The following is a 16,072-nucleotide window of genomic DNA, read 5'->3' on the forward strand; positions in this document are numbered from 1 at the left end:
GTGATCGATGGGCGTCACGGACCCCGCCGGGCCGGTGATGGACCGGGACGAGGTGGACCGTGCGCTGGCGCGGCTCGGCCAGGAGCACGAGGCGATCGAGACCTCGTTGCTGGCCCTGCAGGACCACGCGGGCCGCAGACTCCTCGAAGGCGCCCGCCTGACCGGCGTCACGGGCGAACGCTGGCAGGCCACGGAGGGGCAGATCACCCTGTTGTGGGGGTACTTCGACGCGTACGCGGCCGCGCTGCGCTCCGCCCGGGACATCCGCGGCCGCCGTCGCTGGTCCACCCGCGAGGACCTGGTGGAGCTGACCGAGCTGCTGCGCGGCGAGTCCGTGACCGTCGCCGGGAGCGGCCGGCTCAGCGAGACCTACTCGCTGACCGCCCTGGTGGACCGGATGAACGAGCTGTACGCGACGAGCCTGGACCTGGTCGTCGCCGCCGACGCGGTGTGGTCGGCGCTGCCCGCCAGGATCGATTTACTCGCCGCGGAACTCCAGCGCACCCGCAAGCTCGCGCACTCCGTCGGCGTACGCCCCGGCGAGCACCCGGCGGGTGACGACCTGGAGCGGATCACGCGCACGCTGACCAAGCTGCGCGAGGACGTCGTCTCGGACCCGCTCGCCTTCTGGGTGCCGGCCGAGGGCAGTTCGGCGCCCGGCGGCGGCCGTCCCGACACCACGGTGTACGACCGGGAGGCGCGCGCCCTGGAGGACGTGCGCCGGGAGATCGACGCCGTGCTGACGGTCCGGCAGGACGCGGAGGCACGGCTGATCCGGCTGCGGGACGTCCTCTCGCGCGCCGACCGCACCCTCGCCGAGGCCCGTACCGCGCGCGGCGAGGTGCTGGCGAAGATCGCGGCGACGGAGGTGCCGGTGGTGAGCGGCCCGCCGACCGTGCTGCAGGAGCAGCTGGCGACGGCGGCCGAGTACCGCAGGCAGGCGCAGTGGCACCGGCTCTCCCCGCTGCTGGAGTCGCTGGAGCAGAAGGCCGAGGACGAACTGCTGCGCGCCCGCGAGTCGTTGACCGCGGTCACCGCGCCGCTCGCGGTCCGCGCCGAGCTGCGCGGCCGCCTCGACGCGTACAAGGCGAAGGTCGCCCGGAACGGCCTCGCCGAGGATCCGTTCCTGGTCGAGCGGTACGACGCGGCCCGCCGCATGCTGTGGAGCGCGCCGTGCGATCTGCGGGTGGCCGAGCAGGCCGTGCTGCGCTATCAGCAGCTGGCGGCCGATCTGCTGAGCCGGCCGGGCGCGCCGGTGGACCGTGAGGGGGACCAGGCATGAGTCAGCCGGGGCAGACGTGTCAGCGGCCGGACTGCGAAGGGTCGTACGAGGACGTCGGCGGCGGTGAGCTGTACTGCGACACCTGCGGCCTGGCACCGGTGGTGTCGGCGAAAGGCATGGTCGGCTCGCCGCCCACCGGGCTCACCAGGGGCGCGGTGGACAGTGGCAGTTCGCGTGGTTCGCACAGTTCGCGTACGTCCTCGCAGTCGTCGAAGTCGCGCCGGTCGGTGTCGGGGCGGCTCTCGCGCTCGCTGTCGGGCCGGTCCAGCGAGCGGTCGGTGTCGGTGCGCAGCTCCGGCTCCTCCTCGGGGACGCCCACGCGGGGACGGCTGGGCGCCGGGCTGGTGCACGTGCCGCAGGTGCCGCGGCCCGACCCGCGCGTGATGGTGCTGGAGAACCCGGAGGTGCCGGAGCGGAAGCGGTTCTGCTCGCGCTCCGACTGCGGGGCGCCCGTCGGCCGCGCCCGCGGTGACCGGCCGGGCCGTACGGAGGGGTTCTGCACCAAGTGCGGGCACCCGTATTCGTTCGTGCCGAAGCTGAAGACCGGGGACGTGGTGCACGGCCAGTACGAGGTCGTCGGCTGTCTCGCGCACGGCGGGCTCGGCTGGGTCTATCTCGCCGTGGACCGGGCCGTCTCCGACCGGTGGGTGGTGCTCAAGGGCCTGCTGGACACCGGGGACCAGGACGCGATGGCCGCCGCGATCTCCGAGCGGCGCTTCCTCGCGGAGATCGAGCACGCCAACATCGTGCGGATCTACAACTTCGTCGAGCACCTCGACCAGCGCACCGGCTCCCTCGACGGCTACATCGTCATGGAGTACGTCGGCGGCAAGTCCCTGAAGGAGATCGCCAACGCCCGCCGTACACCCGAGGGCCGCCGCGATCCGCTGCCGGTCGAGCAGGCCTGCGCCTACGGCATCGAGGCCCTCGAAGCCCTCGGCCATCTGCACAGCCGTAACCTCCTCTACTGCGACTTCAAGGTCGACAACGCCATCCAGACCGAGGACCAGCTCAAGCTGATCGACATGGGCGCGGTGCGCCGCATGGACGACGACGAGTCGGCCATCTACGGCACGGTCGGCTACCAGGCCCCGGAGGTCGCCGATGCCGGCCCGTCGGTGGCCAGCGACCTGTACACGGTGGGCCGTACGCTCGCGGTGCTCACCTTCGACTTCCAGGGCTACACGAACGTCTACGCCGACTCCCTGCCCGATCCGGACACCATCGAGGTCTTCCGCCGCTACGAGTCCTTCTACCGGCTCCTGGTGCGCGCCACCGACCCCGACCCGGCCCGCCGGTTCGGTTCCGCGCAGGAGATGGCCGAGCAGCTGACCGGTGTGCTGCGCGAGGTGGTCTCGCTGCAGACCGGGCAGCCGCGGCCCGCGCTGTCGACGCAGTTCGGACCCGAGGTGCGGGTCACCGACCGGGAGTTGTTCCCACGGCTGGACGGTGACGTGTCCCGGCTGGGGGCACGGGAGGTGCGCAAGGCCGCGCCCGCCGCCCCGGCACTGCCCCCGGCCGCCCTGGTCCGGCCCGTGGACACCCCGGCCACCGCGCTCGCCCTGCCCGTCCCGCTGGTCGACCCCGGCGACCCCAACGCCGGCTTCCTGGCCGGTCTGCTGGCCTCCGCGCCGGCCGAGCTGATCAGCGCCCTCGACGCGGCGCCCACCCAGACCGTGGAGACCCGGCTGCGGCAGATCCGCGCCCGGCTGGAGAGCGGTGAGCAGCAGACGGCGCTGATGGGTCTGGCCAAGCTGGACGAGGAACGGCCGGACGACTGGCGGGTGGTGTGGTACCGGGGCCTGGCCGGACTGGTCACCGGTGACTTCGAGGGCGCCGCGCTCGCCTTCGACGCGATCTACGACGCCTTCCCCGGCGAGCCCGCGCCCAAGCTGGCGCTCGGTCTGTGCGCGGAGGTGCTGGGCCAGCTGGACAACGCGGCCGAGTACTACCACCTGGTGTGGGCGACCGACCCGAGCTTCGTCAGCGCCGCCTTCGGTCTTGCCCGGGTGCAGCTCGCGGCCGGGAACCGGCAGGGTGCGGTGCGGACGCTGGAGTCGGTGCCGGAGTCGTCCATCCACTACACGGCCGCCCGGGTCGCCGCCGTACGCGCGCGGCTCAGACAACGCACGGCGAGCGCCGGTGACGTACCGTTCCTGGACGACCTGACGGCCGCCGCCGGGCAGGTCGAGGCGCTGGACGCGTACGGTCTGGACCCGGCGCGGCGCGAGGAGTTGGCGGCGGAAGTGCTCGGCTCGGCGCTGGACTGGATACTCTCCGGAGGCCAGGGCAGCCGTCCCGCCGACGGCGGACGGGTGCTGCTGGGCAGCGGTCTGGACGAGCGGGGCCTCCGCTTCGGCCTGGAGCGCGCCTACCGCACGCTGGCCCGGCTGGCGCCCGGCGGCGAGGAGAGGATCGAACTGGTGGAACGGGCCAACCGTTACCGCCCCCGGACGTGGGTGTAGTTGATGTCGCAGATGCCCCAGCAGGCCGCACTGGCGAAGTGCCCGAGCTGCGCGGAGCCCGTCGAGTCGGGTGACCTCTTCTGCGGAGCGTGCGGGTACGACCTCTCCGTCGTACCCACGCCACCGCAGGACCATCCGACGCTCACCATGACCGGCTCCGCCGGTCAGGACGCGGAGGGCGTTGCCTGGCCCGCCCCCGAACCGGAGAGCTCCGCCGCCCCGCCGGCGGTGCATCTGCCGACCGATCTGCCCGGCACCGACTCGGGCGGCGAGCCGCTGCACGACCACGAGCCGGGGACGGCGGAGGCGTCCGGCACGGACCCGGAGGGGCCCGAGTCCGGCGCCGAGGAGCCACGGCGGCCGGCCGGGTCCGGGGTGCGGTTCGACCGGCCCGCGGAGCCGGAGGAGTACCCGCTGCAGGCGCCCGATCCGCGGGTGGCCGGGAGCCCCGAGCACATCGCCGTACCGGAGGAGCCCGCACAGCTGTGCGTGGCCTGCCGGGCGGGCCGGGTGGACAGCGACGGCTACTGCGAGAACTGCGGGCACGCCCAGCCCCGCGAACGCGACCACATGGAGCAGGAGTCGGGCCCGGTGGCCGCCGTCAGCGACCGGGGCCTGCGCCACCACCGCAACGAGGACGCCTTCAGCGTCGGCCACACCGCGCTGCCCGACGGCACCCCGGCCGTCCTCGCGGTCGTCTGCGACGGCGTGTCCTCCGCGACCCGCCCCGACGCCGCGTCGACCGCCGCCTCCCAGGCGGCCGGTGACACGCTGCGTGCCGCCCTGCCGCGCGGCACGCATCCGCAGACGGCGATGCACGAGGCGATCGTCGCCGCCGCGCAGGCCGTGAACGCGCTCGCCGAGGAACCCGCCACGGCCCGCGAGCACGCCCCGCACCAGAACGCCCCGGCGTGCACGATCGTCGGCACGGTCGTCGCCTCCGGGCTCCTGGTCGTCGGCTGGGTCGGCGACAGCCGGGTCTACTGGGTGCCGGACGACCGGTCCGCGCCCGCGGCCCGGCTCACCGAGGACGACTCCTGGGCCGCGCAGATGGTCGCCGCGGGGCTGATGAGCGAGGCCGAGGCGTACGCCGACGAGCGCGCCCACGCGATCACCGGCTGGCTCGGCGCGGACGCCTACGAACTGGAGCCGCACACCGCGTCCTTCAAGCCGGACCGCTCCGGCGTCGTGGTGGTGTGCACCGACGGCCTGTGGAACTACGCCGAGACGGCCGAGGAGATGGCCGAGGCCATCCCCCGGGACGCGGCCGAGCGCCCGCTGCACAGCGCCCGGGTGCTGGTCGGCCACGCCCTGGACGGCGGGGGCCACGACAACGTAACAGTGGCCGTCGTGCCGTTCCCGGCACCGATGCAGGGGGCAGGATCGGCCTGAGGCCACGGGCCGGAGGGGACCGGTCTGTTCACAGCCATCGCCCTGCTTCAGCGGGGCGGTCAAGGGGGATTTGAGTACGCATGGCCAATTTCGCGAAGTCGCATGTGCCGCAGTTCTCGATGGACGTGTACCAGAACGAGTACCTGCCGGAGGGCGGGCGCGAGGTCAACGCCATCGTCACCGTGACGGCGACCGGCGGCGGCACCGTCGGCAGCGCCGTGACCCCGGTGCGCCCGGCCGGGCGCGGCCCGTCCGCCGCTGTGGCGATCATGGTGGACTGCTCCGGCTCGATGGACTACCCGCCGACCAAGATGCGGGGCGCCCGGGACGCCACGGCCGCCGCGATCGACGCCCTGCGCGACGGCACGCACTTCGCGGTGATCGGCGGCACGCACGTGGCCAAGGAGGTCTATCCGGGCGGCGGCGGGCTCGCGACGGCCGACGCCACCACCCGCGAGCAGGCCAAGCAGGCGCTACGGCGGCTCAGCGCGGGGGGCGGTACGGCCATCGGCACCTGGCTGCGGCTCGCCGACCGGCTGCTGAACTCGGACGACGTCACCATCCGGCACGGCATCCTGCTCACCGACGGCCGCAACGAACACGAGTCGCCGGAGGATCTGCGCGCGGCGCTGGACGCGTGTGCCGGACGGTTCACCTGTGACGCGCGGGGCGTGGGCACCGACTGGGAAGTGAAAGAAGTCACAGGGATCGCTTCCGCGCTCCTCGGCAGCGCCGACATCGTCGCCGACCCGGCCGGTCTCGCCGCCGACTTCACGCGGATGATGGAGACGGCGATGGGCAAGGAGGTCGCCGACGTCGCCCTGCGGGTGTGGGCACCGGTCGGCACGGCCATCAGGTTCGTCAAGCAAGTCGCGCCCACCGTCGAGGACTTGACCGACCGCCGCACCGAGGCCGGGCCGCGCGCCGGGGACTATCCGACCGGGTCCTGGGGCGACGAGTCCCGCGACTACCACGTGTGCGTGGAGGTCCCGGCGGCCGGTCTCGGCCAGGAGATGCTCGCCGCGCGGGTGTCCCTGGTCGTGCCCCAACCGGACGGATCGGTACAGAACGTAGGTGCGCAGGGCCTCGTACGGGCGGTGTGGACCGACGACATGACGGCCTCCACGTCCATCAACCCCCAAGTCGCCCACTACACCGGGCAGGCCGAACTGGCACAAGCCATCCAGCAAGGACTTGACCTTCGCAAAGCGGGCGATTTCGATGGAGCAACGGCCAAACTGGGGCGCGCTGTTCAGCTCGCGAGTGCCTCGGGGAACGCCGATACTGCGAAACTGCTTGCGAAGGTGGTGGACGTGGTCGACGCCGCGACAGGTACTGTGCGTCTGAAGACGAGGGTCGCCGAGGCGGATGAGATGACCTTGGAGACCCGGTCCACAAAGACTGTTCGTGTAAAGAAGTGACCCTGGAAGCTTTGGAGAAGGGGAACCGCCGACATGCCGACCTGCCCGAACGGACACCAGTCGGGTTCCGACGACTGGTGCGAGGTCTGCGGTCACCGCATGGCCGGTGCCGTACCTCCGCCCCCGCCGCCGCCCCCGCCCGCGGGCGGATACGGCTTCCCGCCCGCGCAGGGCGGCCCGGCCGGCGGCCGCCCGCCCGCCGCGTCGGCCCAGGAGCCGGAGATGTGCCCGCAGTGCCGTACGCCCCGCGAGGGCGGCGCGCCGTTCTGCGAGGAGTGCCGGTGGAACTTCCTGACCAACACGGCCACCTCGTACACCCCGGCCTCGCCGCGCCCGCCGCAGCCGCGCTTCCAGCCGCCGAGCGCGACCTACGGCGGCGGTGACGGGTACGAGTACCAGGGCTCGCGGCCCTCGCAGGTGAACCGGCCCGCCGAGCCGATCCCGTCCTTCGGCAGCGAGCCGTCGGGCCCGACGCCGTTCGGCAACGACCGCGGGGGTCCGTCGGATCCGCCTGGCTTCGGCAGCGGCCCGGGCCAGGGACCGGTTCCTGGTGCTCCCGGTGCTCCCGGTGGTCCGTCCGGCTTCGGCGGCGGCCCGGGGCAGGGTCCCGGCCAGGGGCCTGGGCAGCGTCCCGGTCAGGGCCAGGGGCCCGGTGCTCCCGCAGGCCCGCCGCCGTTCGGGCGTGAGCCGTCCGGGCCCGGTGCGCCCCCGCCCTTCGGCCGGGAGCCCTCGGGTCCCGGTGCTCCCACTCCTCCCGGCCCGCCGCAGGGCGGTCCCGGCGTGCCCGGTCCCTCCGGGTTCGGCGGCGCCCCCTCGCGTCCGGTCCCGCCGCCGCCCGGCCCGACCCCGCCCGGCCCCGGTGCCGTTCCCGGCGGTCCCTCGCAGGCGTATGCGCAGCCGGGTCCGCCCGCGCCGCCCGCGTTCCCCGGCGAGACCGGCCGGCCCCCGGTCGGCGGCGGTGACGACGACTGGGTGATCTCCCCGCCGTCGTCCCCCGGCCCCTCCGGAGGTCCCGGTGGCGGGTACGGCTACCCGCAGCCGGGCGCCACCCAGGCCCCGCCGTCGTCCCCCGGCCCCTCCGGTGGTCCCGGTGGCGGCTACGGCTACCCGCAGCCCGGCGCCACCCAGGCCCCGCCGCCCGTTCCCGGCTTCCCGCAGCGGCCCGCGGGACCGGTCACCTGGACGGCGACCATCGGTCCGGACCGCGACTACTTCATGGCGATGATGCAGCGCTCGGGGCCCGAGGCCGCCGGCCTGAACCTGCCCGCGTACTCGCCCGAGCAGCAGCGCACGCTCAACGGCAACCAGCTCACCATCGGCCGCCGCCGGCACTCCACCGGCGACACCCCCGACGTCGACCTGTCGGTACCGCCGGAGGACCCGGGCGTCTCGCATCAGCACGCGGTGCTGGTGCAGCAGCCCGACGGCAGCTGGGCGGTCGTCGACCAGAACTCGACCAACGGCACCACGGTCAACATGTCCGAGGAACCGATCCAGCCGTTCGTGCCGGTGCCGCTGCAGGACGGCGACCGGGTGCACGTGGGCGCCTGGACGACGATCACCATCCGGCGGGCCTGAGCGGCACCCGGGGGACGGTCACGGCAGGGCCAGGCGTACGGCCTCGCCGGGTCGTCCAGCCAGGCCCAGGCGTGCTGGCCGTCGCCGTGACGCCGTACCGCTCGCGCTCCGGCATGCCCTCGCGCTCCCACAGCGCGCAGGCCTCCTGCGGACCGAGGGCGCCCCGGGTCAGCGCGAGCAGGAAGCGGAACGTCTCCTGCTCGCGGGCCCGGCCCGGCAGCCCGGCGAGCGACACGCCCTCCGGCTCCGTCCTGCCCTCGCCGCGCCCTTCACCGTGGGCCACAGGGGCTGAGCGGGCAAGCGGCCGGGCCGGGCCCCGCTAGCCGGGTACACCCCCGTGGGCCTGGTGGCAGGGCTGTCCCTGAAGGAGCACCTGCTGGAGTTCAGCGGTACACATCATGTAGCCGTCCGGCGTCGCCAAGTGCTCCAGGTAGTGGGCGAGATCCGCACCCAGCACGTACACCCTCACCGGGGTGCATGCGGCACGCGCGGCCTCCACCACCCTGCACAGCGCGTCCAGGACGGCGGGGTGCCGGGTCTGGTAGGAGTCGGCCACCAGGTGGTTGGTCCGGTCCGCAGCGAGGTAGAACTGCACCAGGTCTTTCGTGCCGACGAAGAGTTCACTGGCGCCTGCCGCGCAGATCGCCGGGGTGGCGTGCACCGCCGCGGGTGTCTCGATGAACGCGGACAAGGGCACGTCCCGCGGCACCTCAAGGTGCGCCCTGAGCTGGATGAACTCCCTCTCGTCGGTGAGGAACGGAACCGAGAGGTGCACGTGGCCCGTATCCTCACCGAGCCGTCCCCGCAGGGTCCCGAGCATGGCGTGCAGGGCGTCCCGGTAGGCGGTCGAACCCAGCAGCCAGCGAGCGCCGTGCAGGCCGAGTTCGGGGTTCGGTTCGGCTCCCACCGGGGCCAGTCCGGTGATGTCGGCCGCGTGGTCGGAGCGGAGGTCGAGAAGCCTCAGGACCAGTCGCTGGCCGGGCAGGAGTGCGCCGGCGTAGGTGCACAGCCGTTCCGCGACACACTGCCCGTAGGCCGCGATGTCGCCAGGGCCGCCGGCCAGGGAGTCCAGCGGGTGCAGGGCTGCCGCCAGGCAGAGGAACTCCTCCCGGACGAAGAAGCAGTCGACCCGCTGTGCGGGGGGCCCGCACGCGTTGATCGTGTGGATGTCCTCCAGGTCCGCGATGACCGCACACGCCGAGCCGAGATCGTCCGCCGACGGACTTTCGGCCCACGACCTCGAAGCCCCGGCCCTCGCGCCGGATCCGATGACGACCGACTGGCTCTCCAGGTCCAGCGTCACTTCGCCGACCAGGTCGGCGAGGTCTGCCTGGCCGACGCGGAGCACGGGGATTCCCCTGCCGCGGCAGAGGGACTGCATATGACCGGTCAGCCCACCGGAACTGCAGACGACCGCACGCGCCGTCACGATCGCGTCGTACAGACCCGCGTCAAGACCAGGGGCGACGAGGATGGATCCGTCAACTGGACTGCGTGAGCGGTTGCAGGTGCCTCGCAGCACACTCTGCACACCGCCGACCAGAAGGGATCCCTGAATCCGTCGCCCGTTCACCCAGTACTCCCGTGCGGTTTCGCGCTGTGTCCAGTTGGTTCAACGGACCGGTGTAGCAGTCTGGCAGCCGTCATGGCGGTGCACGGGAAGACAGCCGTGAGCAGATGGGGGATCTTCGAGACGGTCAGCTCAGGTCTTCGGCGTCCGCTATCCCCAGTTGCCGGCGCAGTTGCCGTGGTGTCACGGAGACGTCGGTGAGTCGTTCTACGGCGGCCCGGTTGACGGCCGTCCATATCAGGCGGTCGCGCCGGGGATCATCCTTCGGAAGGGCCGGGATGTCACCCAGGGACCGGACACAAGCGTCCACTCTGGAATCGAGCAGTTCCCGCTCACCGCGAGCACGCGTGGCCAGCCTCCTCACCTCCAGGACCACGGCCTCCTCGAATCCGACGCGGGCCGCTTCCTCCATACTGCTGACACCGGCGTGGAATCGCGTCATGCCGTGGGCCAACCCGTTCTTCCGCAGTTCCAGTTGCCCGACGATGTGTGCGGCGACGGCGATCGACTGATTCTTGATGGCGGCGAGATTGAAGGCGAACGCACCGGTTCGTCCGTTCCGTACGAACTCGTCACCTTCTCTCAGCACGCCGACCGCAAGGATCGGGCCGGCCGGCTCCCCGTCGGGGCGCAGGAGCGTTCCCTCTCTGTCGACCTCCAGGCCGCGCCCGGTGCGCTCATGAGGGACCACGATCCCCTTCCGCAGGAGATTCCTCCAGAACGGCTCGCCGACCCTGCTGTAGTCCCACTCCCTGCCGAAGTGGGAGACCACCAGGTCGACCTCGATGGCATGTCTCTGCTCCGAGGCCGCGACCGAGACGACCAGCCGCCCCGCCTGCGCCGGCGCGATCCGCTCCACGTTCCCGACGACCAGCTCCAACGGCCCGCCCGCGGTGTGCATCGCGCGCTCGATGACCGCCATCGTGTACTCCACCGCGCCGACCCTGAACGCGGCCATCGCCGTACCGAAATCGTCCAGCAGACGGCGCAGTTCCGCGGAGGGAATCCGCTCGATGATCTCGGGAAGATACGGCTCCCACGCCTTGGCCACCCGCTCCGCGATCACCGCCGGGTGAACTCCGGGGTGATCCCTGGCGACGGTCGAGCACGCCGTCTCCCACTCGGCCCGGACCCGGGCAAGGAACTCCTCCCGGTTCCGGTACGGCTCCAGCAGTGCTCTCGGGCAGGGCAGTTGTAGTACTTCGTGCTCGTGGTCAGCCGGGTAGGTCCGGAAGATCGTCCCGGTCCTGGAGATCAGGTGGATCCTCCCTGTGTGCCCCTGGCGCAGCAGAAGGCCCGCCGAGTCGTACGCGCTCAGCACGGATCCGATGATCACGACCCTCGCTTCGGAGGGGAGGGCCACGAGCTTGCGGACGCCGGCCGCGGAGAACGGGTTGCGTACGAAGGACGGGTGGGTGAGCACCTCGGCGGCGAAGGGCGGTTCCCTGAGTGCGAGACCGGTCGCGAGAACGACGTGTTCGGCGAAGATCACCGCCGGTTCCGGGCCCTGCCCGGCCTTCGGACTGCTCCCGTGCGGCGCGGACCATTGCCGAACCGTCACCTCGACCCCTGAGGAGAGTACGTCCATGTCGACTGCCTCGCCGTCCGCTTCGACGAGTACGACACCGGGACAGGCTTCCCGCCGGGCCTCGGCCAGCCGCTCGATCAGATAGTCCTGGAAGATCCGCCGGGGCGCCGGGCCCTGCTCGACGAACTCGGTCCCGGCCCACTGCGCCGGCCAGTCCCGGCGGTCTGCCTCGACGTTGGCCCAGCGGACGAAGTCGAGAACGTCCTCCCGGAACACTGACATCCGACCCGCCTGGATGTTGAACACGTGGTCCCAGGCGTTGCCCTCCCGGTGGTACGCGACACCGGCGGACCGGTACTCGGAACGCCGCTCCAGCAGGACGATCTCAAGCGGGCCGCGCGCGAAGCGGAGCAGCCGGATCGCCGTGGCGGTGCCGGCCAGACCGGCGCCGACTATCAGCACTCTTGGGCGTAAACCTGTCCGGCTCATGGTGAACATCGTCTCCGCCGAGCGATGGGAACCCGACGTTCCTGTCTCACGCCGGGAGCAAGGGCTGCGGGCAGAGTGCGCCTTGAGAGCGGACAGCGCAAGATCCTTGTAGGCGGACATGGGGAGTGTCCACATTGACGCAACTCGCCCTCATGGTACTGGCGTTGGGCCAGCCGCTGGCGACTCTGCCGGGCGGCGAGCGGCAGCGGCAGCGGCTGAAGCCGGCCACGCACATGGCCGACAAGGGCGGTGCCTACGTCCTGGAGGACGGCGACCAGGTGGTACGGGGTCAGGGGCACACGGGTGCACATCGCATGCGCGTGGCGATCAGGTGAGCCTTCGGCATGTCGGTGCGCGGGACGGAGGGAAGCGGCCGAGGAAGGGATGAGTATCCGATCCCACGGGGGCACACCGTGCGCACGGCCGCCGCCCTCGAAGACCGACAACCGCCAGAAGCTAGGGAGAGGCACAGATGATGACTTATGTACGGCAGTGGGGGGCCGCAGTCCTGGCTGCGGGCGCCGCGCTCACCCTGGGCAGCGGCCCTGTCCCGGCCACTGCCGCACCAGGCACGCCGCAGCCGTACTGGGGAAGCGACAGTCCCCAGCGTCCTATCGCCCTCGTCAAGTCGGGCTCGTCCGGCCCGGTGACGTTCGGGATCAAGAGGACGGGGAACCTGCCCTCCCGCGTCGACAAGCTGACCTTGACGGTGTACTCACCGGAACTCGCGCGACTGGCCGACACCAAGGTGACCCCGGTCGGCAAAGCGCCGGGAGGGTGGTCCTGCCGGATGTACGACGGGATGACCCCCATGGAGCACAACGGCAGGCACATGGTCTGCACGACCCGCTACAGCGGGCCGCCGCCCGCCAAGGAATGGCACTGGAAGGCGAACATCGCGGTTCCCGCGGAGTTGCCGGCAGGCACCAGGAGCGCCAACGGCTGGGCCTCCTTGCGGCTGCACTCCCCCGGCCATGGCTCTGGCACCTGGTGGGACTCGAATGCGATGACCCTGGAGGTCCGTACCCCGGTCGCTGCGGCGACACCCTGACAGCTCCCCCGCCCCGGGCGCAATCCCGCTCGATGCGCGCCCGGAGCTGCGCGGGCGGCGCGACCCCGCGCAGCCCCGGAGCCGGGGCGGCCTGCCCGGCCCGGCGTTCCCGTCAGCTCCGGGGGTTCCGGTGATTCCCGTGGCCTGCCGCGGCGTTGATGGTGGTCCGCCGTGCCACCTTCCCGGCTTGCGGCTTGCCGGGAGTCCTGACCTTCAGGGACATGGTCGTCCAGACGGCCTTCCCACGGTAGCTGAAGTGGAGCGCGGCTCCCTGGTTGTAGGGGGTGCGGGCCAGCGTGGTTCCAGCCCGTGTGCCGGGCACGACCTTCATCTTCAGCTGCCAGGCGGCCGTTCCGCCCGCGCGGGCGACCTGCCCGTGGCGGTCGGAGAAGCATTTCAGAATCGTGCTCTCGTACGGAACACCCGGCCGGCCCGCGTCACCCTTGCAGGCCCATCCACCCAGCGCCCCGTGGAGCGGGGTCAGCCTGGTGTCCGTGAAGCGGGTGCCGTAAGGGGCCCAGATCTCCATGTACATGCGCGCGTCGTTGCGCGCGCTCTTCCTGCCGGTGTTCTTGAGCTCGATCCTCGCCTGGCCCGTCTGCCCGGGTTTGATGACCACGGACTGCTTCTGCGGATGGTCGACCAGCGCCGGATGCGGTTTCCCCGCGGCCACCGCCGGGTTCGCGCCCAGGGCCGTCGCCGTGCCCGCCAGTACGACCGCCGCGTACCACGTTCCGACCCGGCGGGCCCCGCTTCGGCGCGCCGGACGGCCGGCTCCCCTGGTCCCGGTCGGTTCCTGCCCATCCGTCATGACGAACGACCTTTCCGTTGCCCTGGGCGGGCCGTGGCGGCTCCGACCCCTTCAACCCGACTGCATATGATTCGACATCAAACATATCAAACATTCCCATAGAGAAGCAAAACAGACATGACGGTGCATCAGGCGGTGCCATGACCTCATGCCACCAGAGTGGAAGGGCCCCAATCGAACGAAATAAATGAATTTTGATGGTTCGTCACATTTACGCGGTATACGTGACTCGGCGCGACCGTAATGAACCGGGCATGCGCGACACAGGTGGCGGTGACCGTCTGGACGGTCCAGGTGCCGCCCACTCACCGGAGAGAAAGGAAGAACAGTCGGATGACTGAGTCTGCAGAGATCACCGGCAGCGGCAGCGACCGCCGCGGGTTCATGAAGGGGGCGGCGGTCACCGCCGCGGCGGTCGGCGCCGGAGCTCTCGTGCCGGGCACCGCCCAGGCCGCGGAGGCGGAGCGAAACGCCGCCTTGCAGCCCGCGTTCCCGTTCGCGCTGCCGCCCGTGGGCGTGGACATCCCGTGTAGCTGCTATGCCTCCAACGTCCCTCTTCAGCTCAATACCGGGGTCGTCAACCTCGACTTCAAGGGCGGCATCGACATCTGCGTCCGTACGAGCAGCGAGACCGGCGTCGTCCTGGAGGTGATCGGCCACAAGGTGGTCGCGGACACCCCCACCCAGACGGTCACCATCGAGCAGTCGGACACCACCATCACGCCGCTGAGCCTGATGCAGATGAACCCGGGCAACCCGACCGCGGTCCCCCCGGTCCCGCCCTTCCCGGAGATGATCGTCAAGCTGCTCTTCAAGCTCACGGTCGCCCCGAAGGACGGCAGCCCGCCGCTGGTCCTGTCCACCGACCCGAACAACCCCGCCACGCTGAGTTCGGGCCTGCTCAAGGCGTTCCCGCCCGCCAACCAGGGGTACACGCTCGGCGGAAACGTGCCGCTCCTCGACCAGAACGGCAACCAGGCCGGCATGCTGCAGGGCTTCCCGGTCACGGTCAACCAGAGCGCCTGAGAACCGGGAACGGCGAACCGCGCCCCGCCACCTGGCCGGCGGAGGGGCGCGGTTCGCCGTTCCCGCGCGCGGCTCACCACCGCGTCCCAGCCGCTCACCGCCGCGGCCCCGGGGGTGCGCCGCTTCAGGCCGCCGGCCGGAAAGCCTCGCCGAACACGGCCTTCATCAGATACGGTCCGGCCTCCTTCTGGAAGTCCATCTGCGGAGCGAAGGCCCGTACGGTGCCCTCCAGCACCAGCAGGGACAACAGGGGAAACACGAACTCCGGCGCGGCGTACAGGTCGTGGCGGCGCTGGATGTCGAACAGCGAGGCGCCGAACGACACCAGGTCGAAGTCCCCTGCGGACACCCCGCTGTTCGCCCGTACCAGCGCGGCGAGTTCGCGTGTGAAGCCGTCCGTGTCGGCGCTCGGCCCGGGGGTCGCCGTCTTCAGGACGATCTGGGCGCAGGCCTCCCCGTCGCCCACGGACATCTGCAGGAAGAACCAGGCGAACGCGGCGCGTGTCCGCTCGTCCAGGCGCACGGTGAAGCCGGCGTCCACCAGCACCACCTCGCCGTCCGGCAGGAAGTAGAGGTTGCCGGGGTGCAGGTCGCAGTGGACCAGCCCGTCGATGAAGAGCATCCGGTAGATCCCGTGCAGCGTCGACCGCACCGCCCGCTCGCGGACCTCCTCCGGGAACTCGTGAGGCTCGCGCCGTCGCAGGCCCTCCACGAACTCCATGACCAGAACGCCGTCGTGGCTCAGTTCCCGGTGCACCGCGGGTACCCGGAGACCGGACTCCTGCGCCAGGTTCTCCTGGAACTCCTCCAGGAGACGCGCCTCCCGCAGGAAGTCCAGCTGGCCGTGGACCGCCTGCGCCATCTGGTCGATGACGGCGACGGCCGGGAGACCGCGCATCCGGGGCAGCCGGGCCACCAGCCGGGTACCCCTGCGCATGAGTTCCAGGTCCAGCGCCAGCTGCCGGGCGACCTCGGGGCGCCGTAGCTTCACCGCGATCCTCCGGCCGTCGGGAGCGGTCGCACGGTAGACGCAGGCGATGCTGCCGGCGGCGACCGGGCGGGCGATCCCGTCGGTCCCCCGGTCCAGTTCGAGGCCGGTGTCCCGCAGTTCGCCGGCCACGGCCGTCAGCGGCAGGGGCCGGACGCCGTCGTGCAGGCGGGCGAGCGCGGCGCACACGCGCGGCGGCAGCACGTCCACCCGGGTGGCCAGCAGCTGGGCGGCCTTGACGAAGGCGGGTCCGAGCCGGGTGACCAGGTCCACCAGCCAGCGGTCCCGGCGGGCACGAAGGTCGCGGCGCAGGACCCCGACCGCCGTATGCCGGGCGAGGGCCGCGCCGCCGCGCAGCAGGAGCAGCAGGAGGACCGCCGCGCGCCCGACGAGCGCTCGGCGCGGGAGGGTGGCGACCGGGTCCGCGTGCGGCCGGACGGTGTCGGCGTTCATCGATGACTCCGAGAGGAC

12 protein-coding genes and 1 pseudogene are annotated in these 16,072 nt (G+C 72.0%); 8 read left to right on the top strand and 5 right to left on the bottom strand.

The features are described from left to right. Positions 1-7 precede the first annotated feature (7 nt). From AV521_RS30500 to AV521_RS30520, 5 genes are all read left to right on the top strand, one after another. Positions 8-1,282, top strand: a complete 1,275-nt coding sequence (locus tag AV521_RS30500) for a hypothetical protein (RefSeq protein WP_076092834.1) — start codon at positions 8-10, stop codon at positions 1,280-1,282. Further along, positions 1,279-3,747: a serine/threonine-protein kinase gene (locus tag AV521_RS30505; RefSeq protein ID WP_076092836.1), complete on the top strand. Its 2,469-nt coding sequence runs from the start codon at positions 1,279-1,281 to the stop codon at positions 3,745-3,747. Before AV521_RS30500 ends, AV521_RS30505 begins: the two co-directional genes overlap by 4 nt. Before the next feature lie 3 nt (positions 3,748-3,750). Continuing rightward, positions 3,751-5,139: a PP2C family serine/threonine-protein phosphatase gene (locus tag AV521_RS30510; protein ID WP_076092992.1), complete on the top strand. Its 1,389-nt coding sequence runs from the start codon at positions 3,751-3,753 to the stop codon at positions 5,137-5,139. Between the two features lie 80 nt (positions 5,140-5,219). Continuing rightward, entirely contained in the window at positions 5,220-6,560 is a 1,341-nt protein-coding gene (locus AV521_RS30515; RefSeq protein WP_076092838.1) for a VWA domain-containing protein, read from the top strand. A gap of 33 nt (positions 6,561-6,593) precedes the next feature. Further along, positions 6,594-8,138, top strand: coding sequence for an FHA domain-containing protein (locus AV521_RS30520; RefSeq protein WP_076092840.1), 1,545 nt, complete (start codon positions 6,594-6,596; stop codon positions 8,136-8,138). 26 nt (positions 8,139-8,164) lie between these two features. Here the strand turns inward: AV521_RS30520 and AV521_RS30525 are convergent. The 3 genes and pseudogenes from AV521_RS30525 to AV521_RS30535 form a co-directional block, all read right to left on the bottom strand. Further along, positions 8,165-8,403: pseudogene (locus AV521_RS30525) on the bottom strand (methyltransferase); the annotation flags it as partial. A gap of 54 nt (positions 8,404-8,457) precedes the next feature. Next, the gene (locus tag AV521_RS30530) at positions 8,458-9,660 is read right to left on the bottom strand and encodes a putative PEP-binding protein (RefSeq protein ID WP_371917081.1); all 1,203 of its coding nucleotides are present in this window, start codon (positions 9,658-9,660) and stop codon (positions 8,458-8,460) included. Positions 9,661-9,835: 175 nt separating this feature from the next. Then, on the bottom strand, positions 9,836-11,725 hold the full coding sequence (locus tag AV521_RS30535; protein ID WP_076092994.1) for an FAD/NAD(P)-binding protein: 1,890 nt from the start codon (positions 11,723-11,725) through the stop codon (positions 9,836-9,838). Positions 11,726-11,850: 125 nt separating this feature from the next. Here AV521_RS30535 and AV521_RS30540 point away from each other — a divergent pair, with 125 nt between their 5' ends. Both AV521_RS30540 and AV521_RS30545 read left to right on the top strand, forming a co-directional pair. Beyond that, a complete protein-coding gene (locus AV521_RS30540; RefSeq protein WP_143658667.1) occupies positions 11,851-12,060 on the top strand; it encodes a hypothetical protein in 210 nt (69 codons plus the stop codon). Positions 12,061-12,197: 137 nt separating this feature from the next. After that, entirely contained in the window at positions 12,198-12,776 is a 579-nt protein-coding gene (locus tag AV521_RS30545) for a hypothetical protein (protein ID WP_076092846.1), read from the top strand. Positions 12,777-12,888: 112 nt separating this feature from the next. On the opposite strand, the gene AV521_RS47920 is transcribed toward AV521_RS30545, so the two are convergent. Continuing rightward, positions 12,889-13,587 carry a hypothetical protein gene (locus AV521_RS47920; protein ID WP_076092848.1) on the bottom strand — a complete coding sequence of 233 codons (699 nt, stop codon included), beginning with the start codon at positions 13,585-13,587 and terminating at the stop codon, positions 12,889-12,891. 333 nt (positions 13,588-13,920) lie between these two features. Here AV521_RS47920 and AV521_RS30555 point away from each other — a divergent pair, with 333 nt between their 5' ends. Next, the gene (locus tag AV521_RS30555) at positions 13,921-14,613 is read left to right on the top strand and encodes a twin-arginine translocation signal domain-containing protein (protein WP_076092850.1); all 693 of its coding nucleotides are present in this window, start codon (positions 13,921-13,923) and stop codon (positions 14,611-14,613) included. Positions 14,614-14,737: 124 nt separating this feature from the next. On the opposite strand, the gene AV521_RS30560 is transcribed toward AV521_RS30555, so the two are convergent. Then, a complete protein-coding gene (locus tag AV521_RS30560; protein ID WP_076092852.1) occupies positions 14,738-16,054 on the bottom strand; it encodes an AarF/ABC1/UbiB kinase family protein in 1,317 nt (438 codons plus the stop codon). Between the last annotated feature and the right edge of the window lie 18 nt (positions 16,055-16,072).

This window comes from Streptomyces sp. IMTB 2501 (assembly GCF_001953885.1).
In the GTDB taxonomy this organism is placed as follows: domain Bacteria; phylum Actinomycetota; class Actinomycetes; order Streptomycetales; family Streptomycetaceae; genus Streptomyces.

Excerpts from the sequence above, each read along its gene's own strand:
- AV521_RS30535 (WP_076092994.1), bottom strand. The coding sequence starts at position 11,725 with ATGAGCCGGACAGGTTTACGCCCAAGAGTGCTGATAGTCGGCGCCGGT.
- AV521_RS30515 (WP_076092838.1), top strand. The coding sequence starts at position 5,220 with ATGGCCAATTTCGCGAAGTCGCATGTGCCGCAGTTCTCGATGGACGTG.
- AV521_RS30560 (WP_076092852.1), bottom strand. The coding sequence starts at position 16,054 with ATGAACGCCGACACCGTCCGGCCGCACGCGGACCCGGTCGCCACCCTC.
- AV521_RS30520 (WP_076092840.1), top strand. The coding sequence starts at position 6,594 with ATGCCGACCTGCCCGAACGGACACCAGTCGGGTTCCGACGACTGGTGC.
- AV521_RS30500 (WP_076092834.1), top strand. The coding sequence starts at position 8 with ATGGGCGTCACGGACCCCGCCGGGCCGGTGATGGACCGGGACGAGGTG.
- AV521_RS30545 (WP_076092846.1), top strand. The coding sequence starts at position 12,198 with ATGATGACTTATGTACGGCAGTGGGGGGCCGCAGTCCTGGCTGCGGGC.
- AV521_RS30510 (WP_076092992.1), top strand. The coding sequence starts at position 3,751 with ATGTCGCAGATGCCCCAGCAGGCCGCACTGGCGAAGTGCCCGAGCTGC.
- AV521_RS47920 (WP_076092848.1), bottom strand. The coding sequence starts at position 13,587 with ATGACGGATGGGCAGGAACCGACCGGGACCAGGGGAGCCGGCCGTCCG.
- AV521_RS30505 (WP_076092836.1), top strand. The coding sequence starts at position 1,279 with ATGAGTCAGCCGGGGCAGACGTGTCAGCGGCCGGACTGCGAAGGGTCG.
- AV521_RS30555 (WP_076092850.1), top strand. The coding sequence starts at position 13,921 with ATGACTGAGTCTGCAGAGATCACCGGCAGCGGCAGCGACCGCCGCGGG.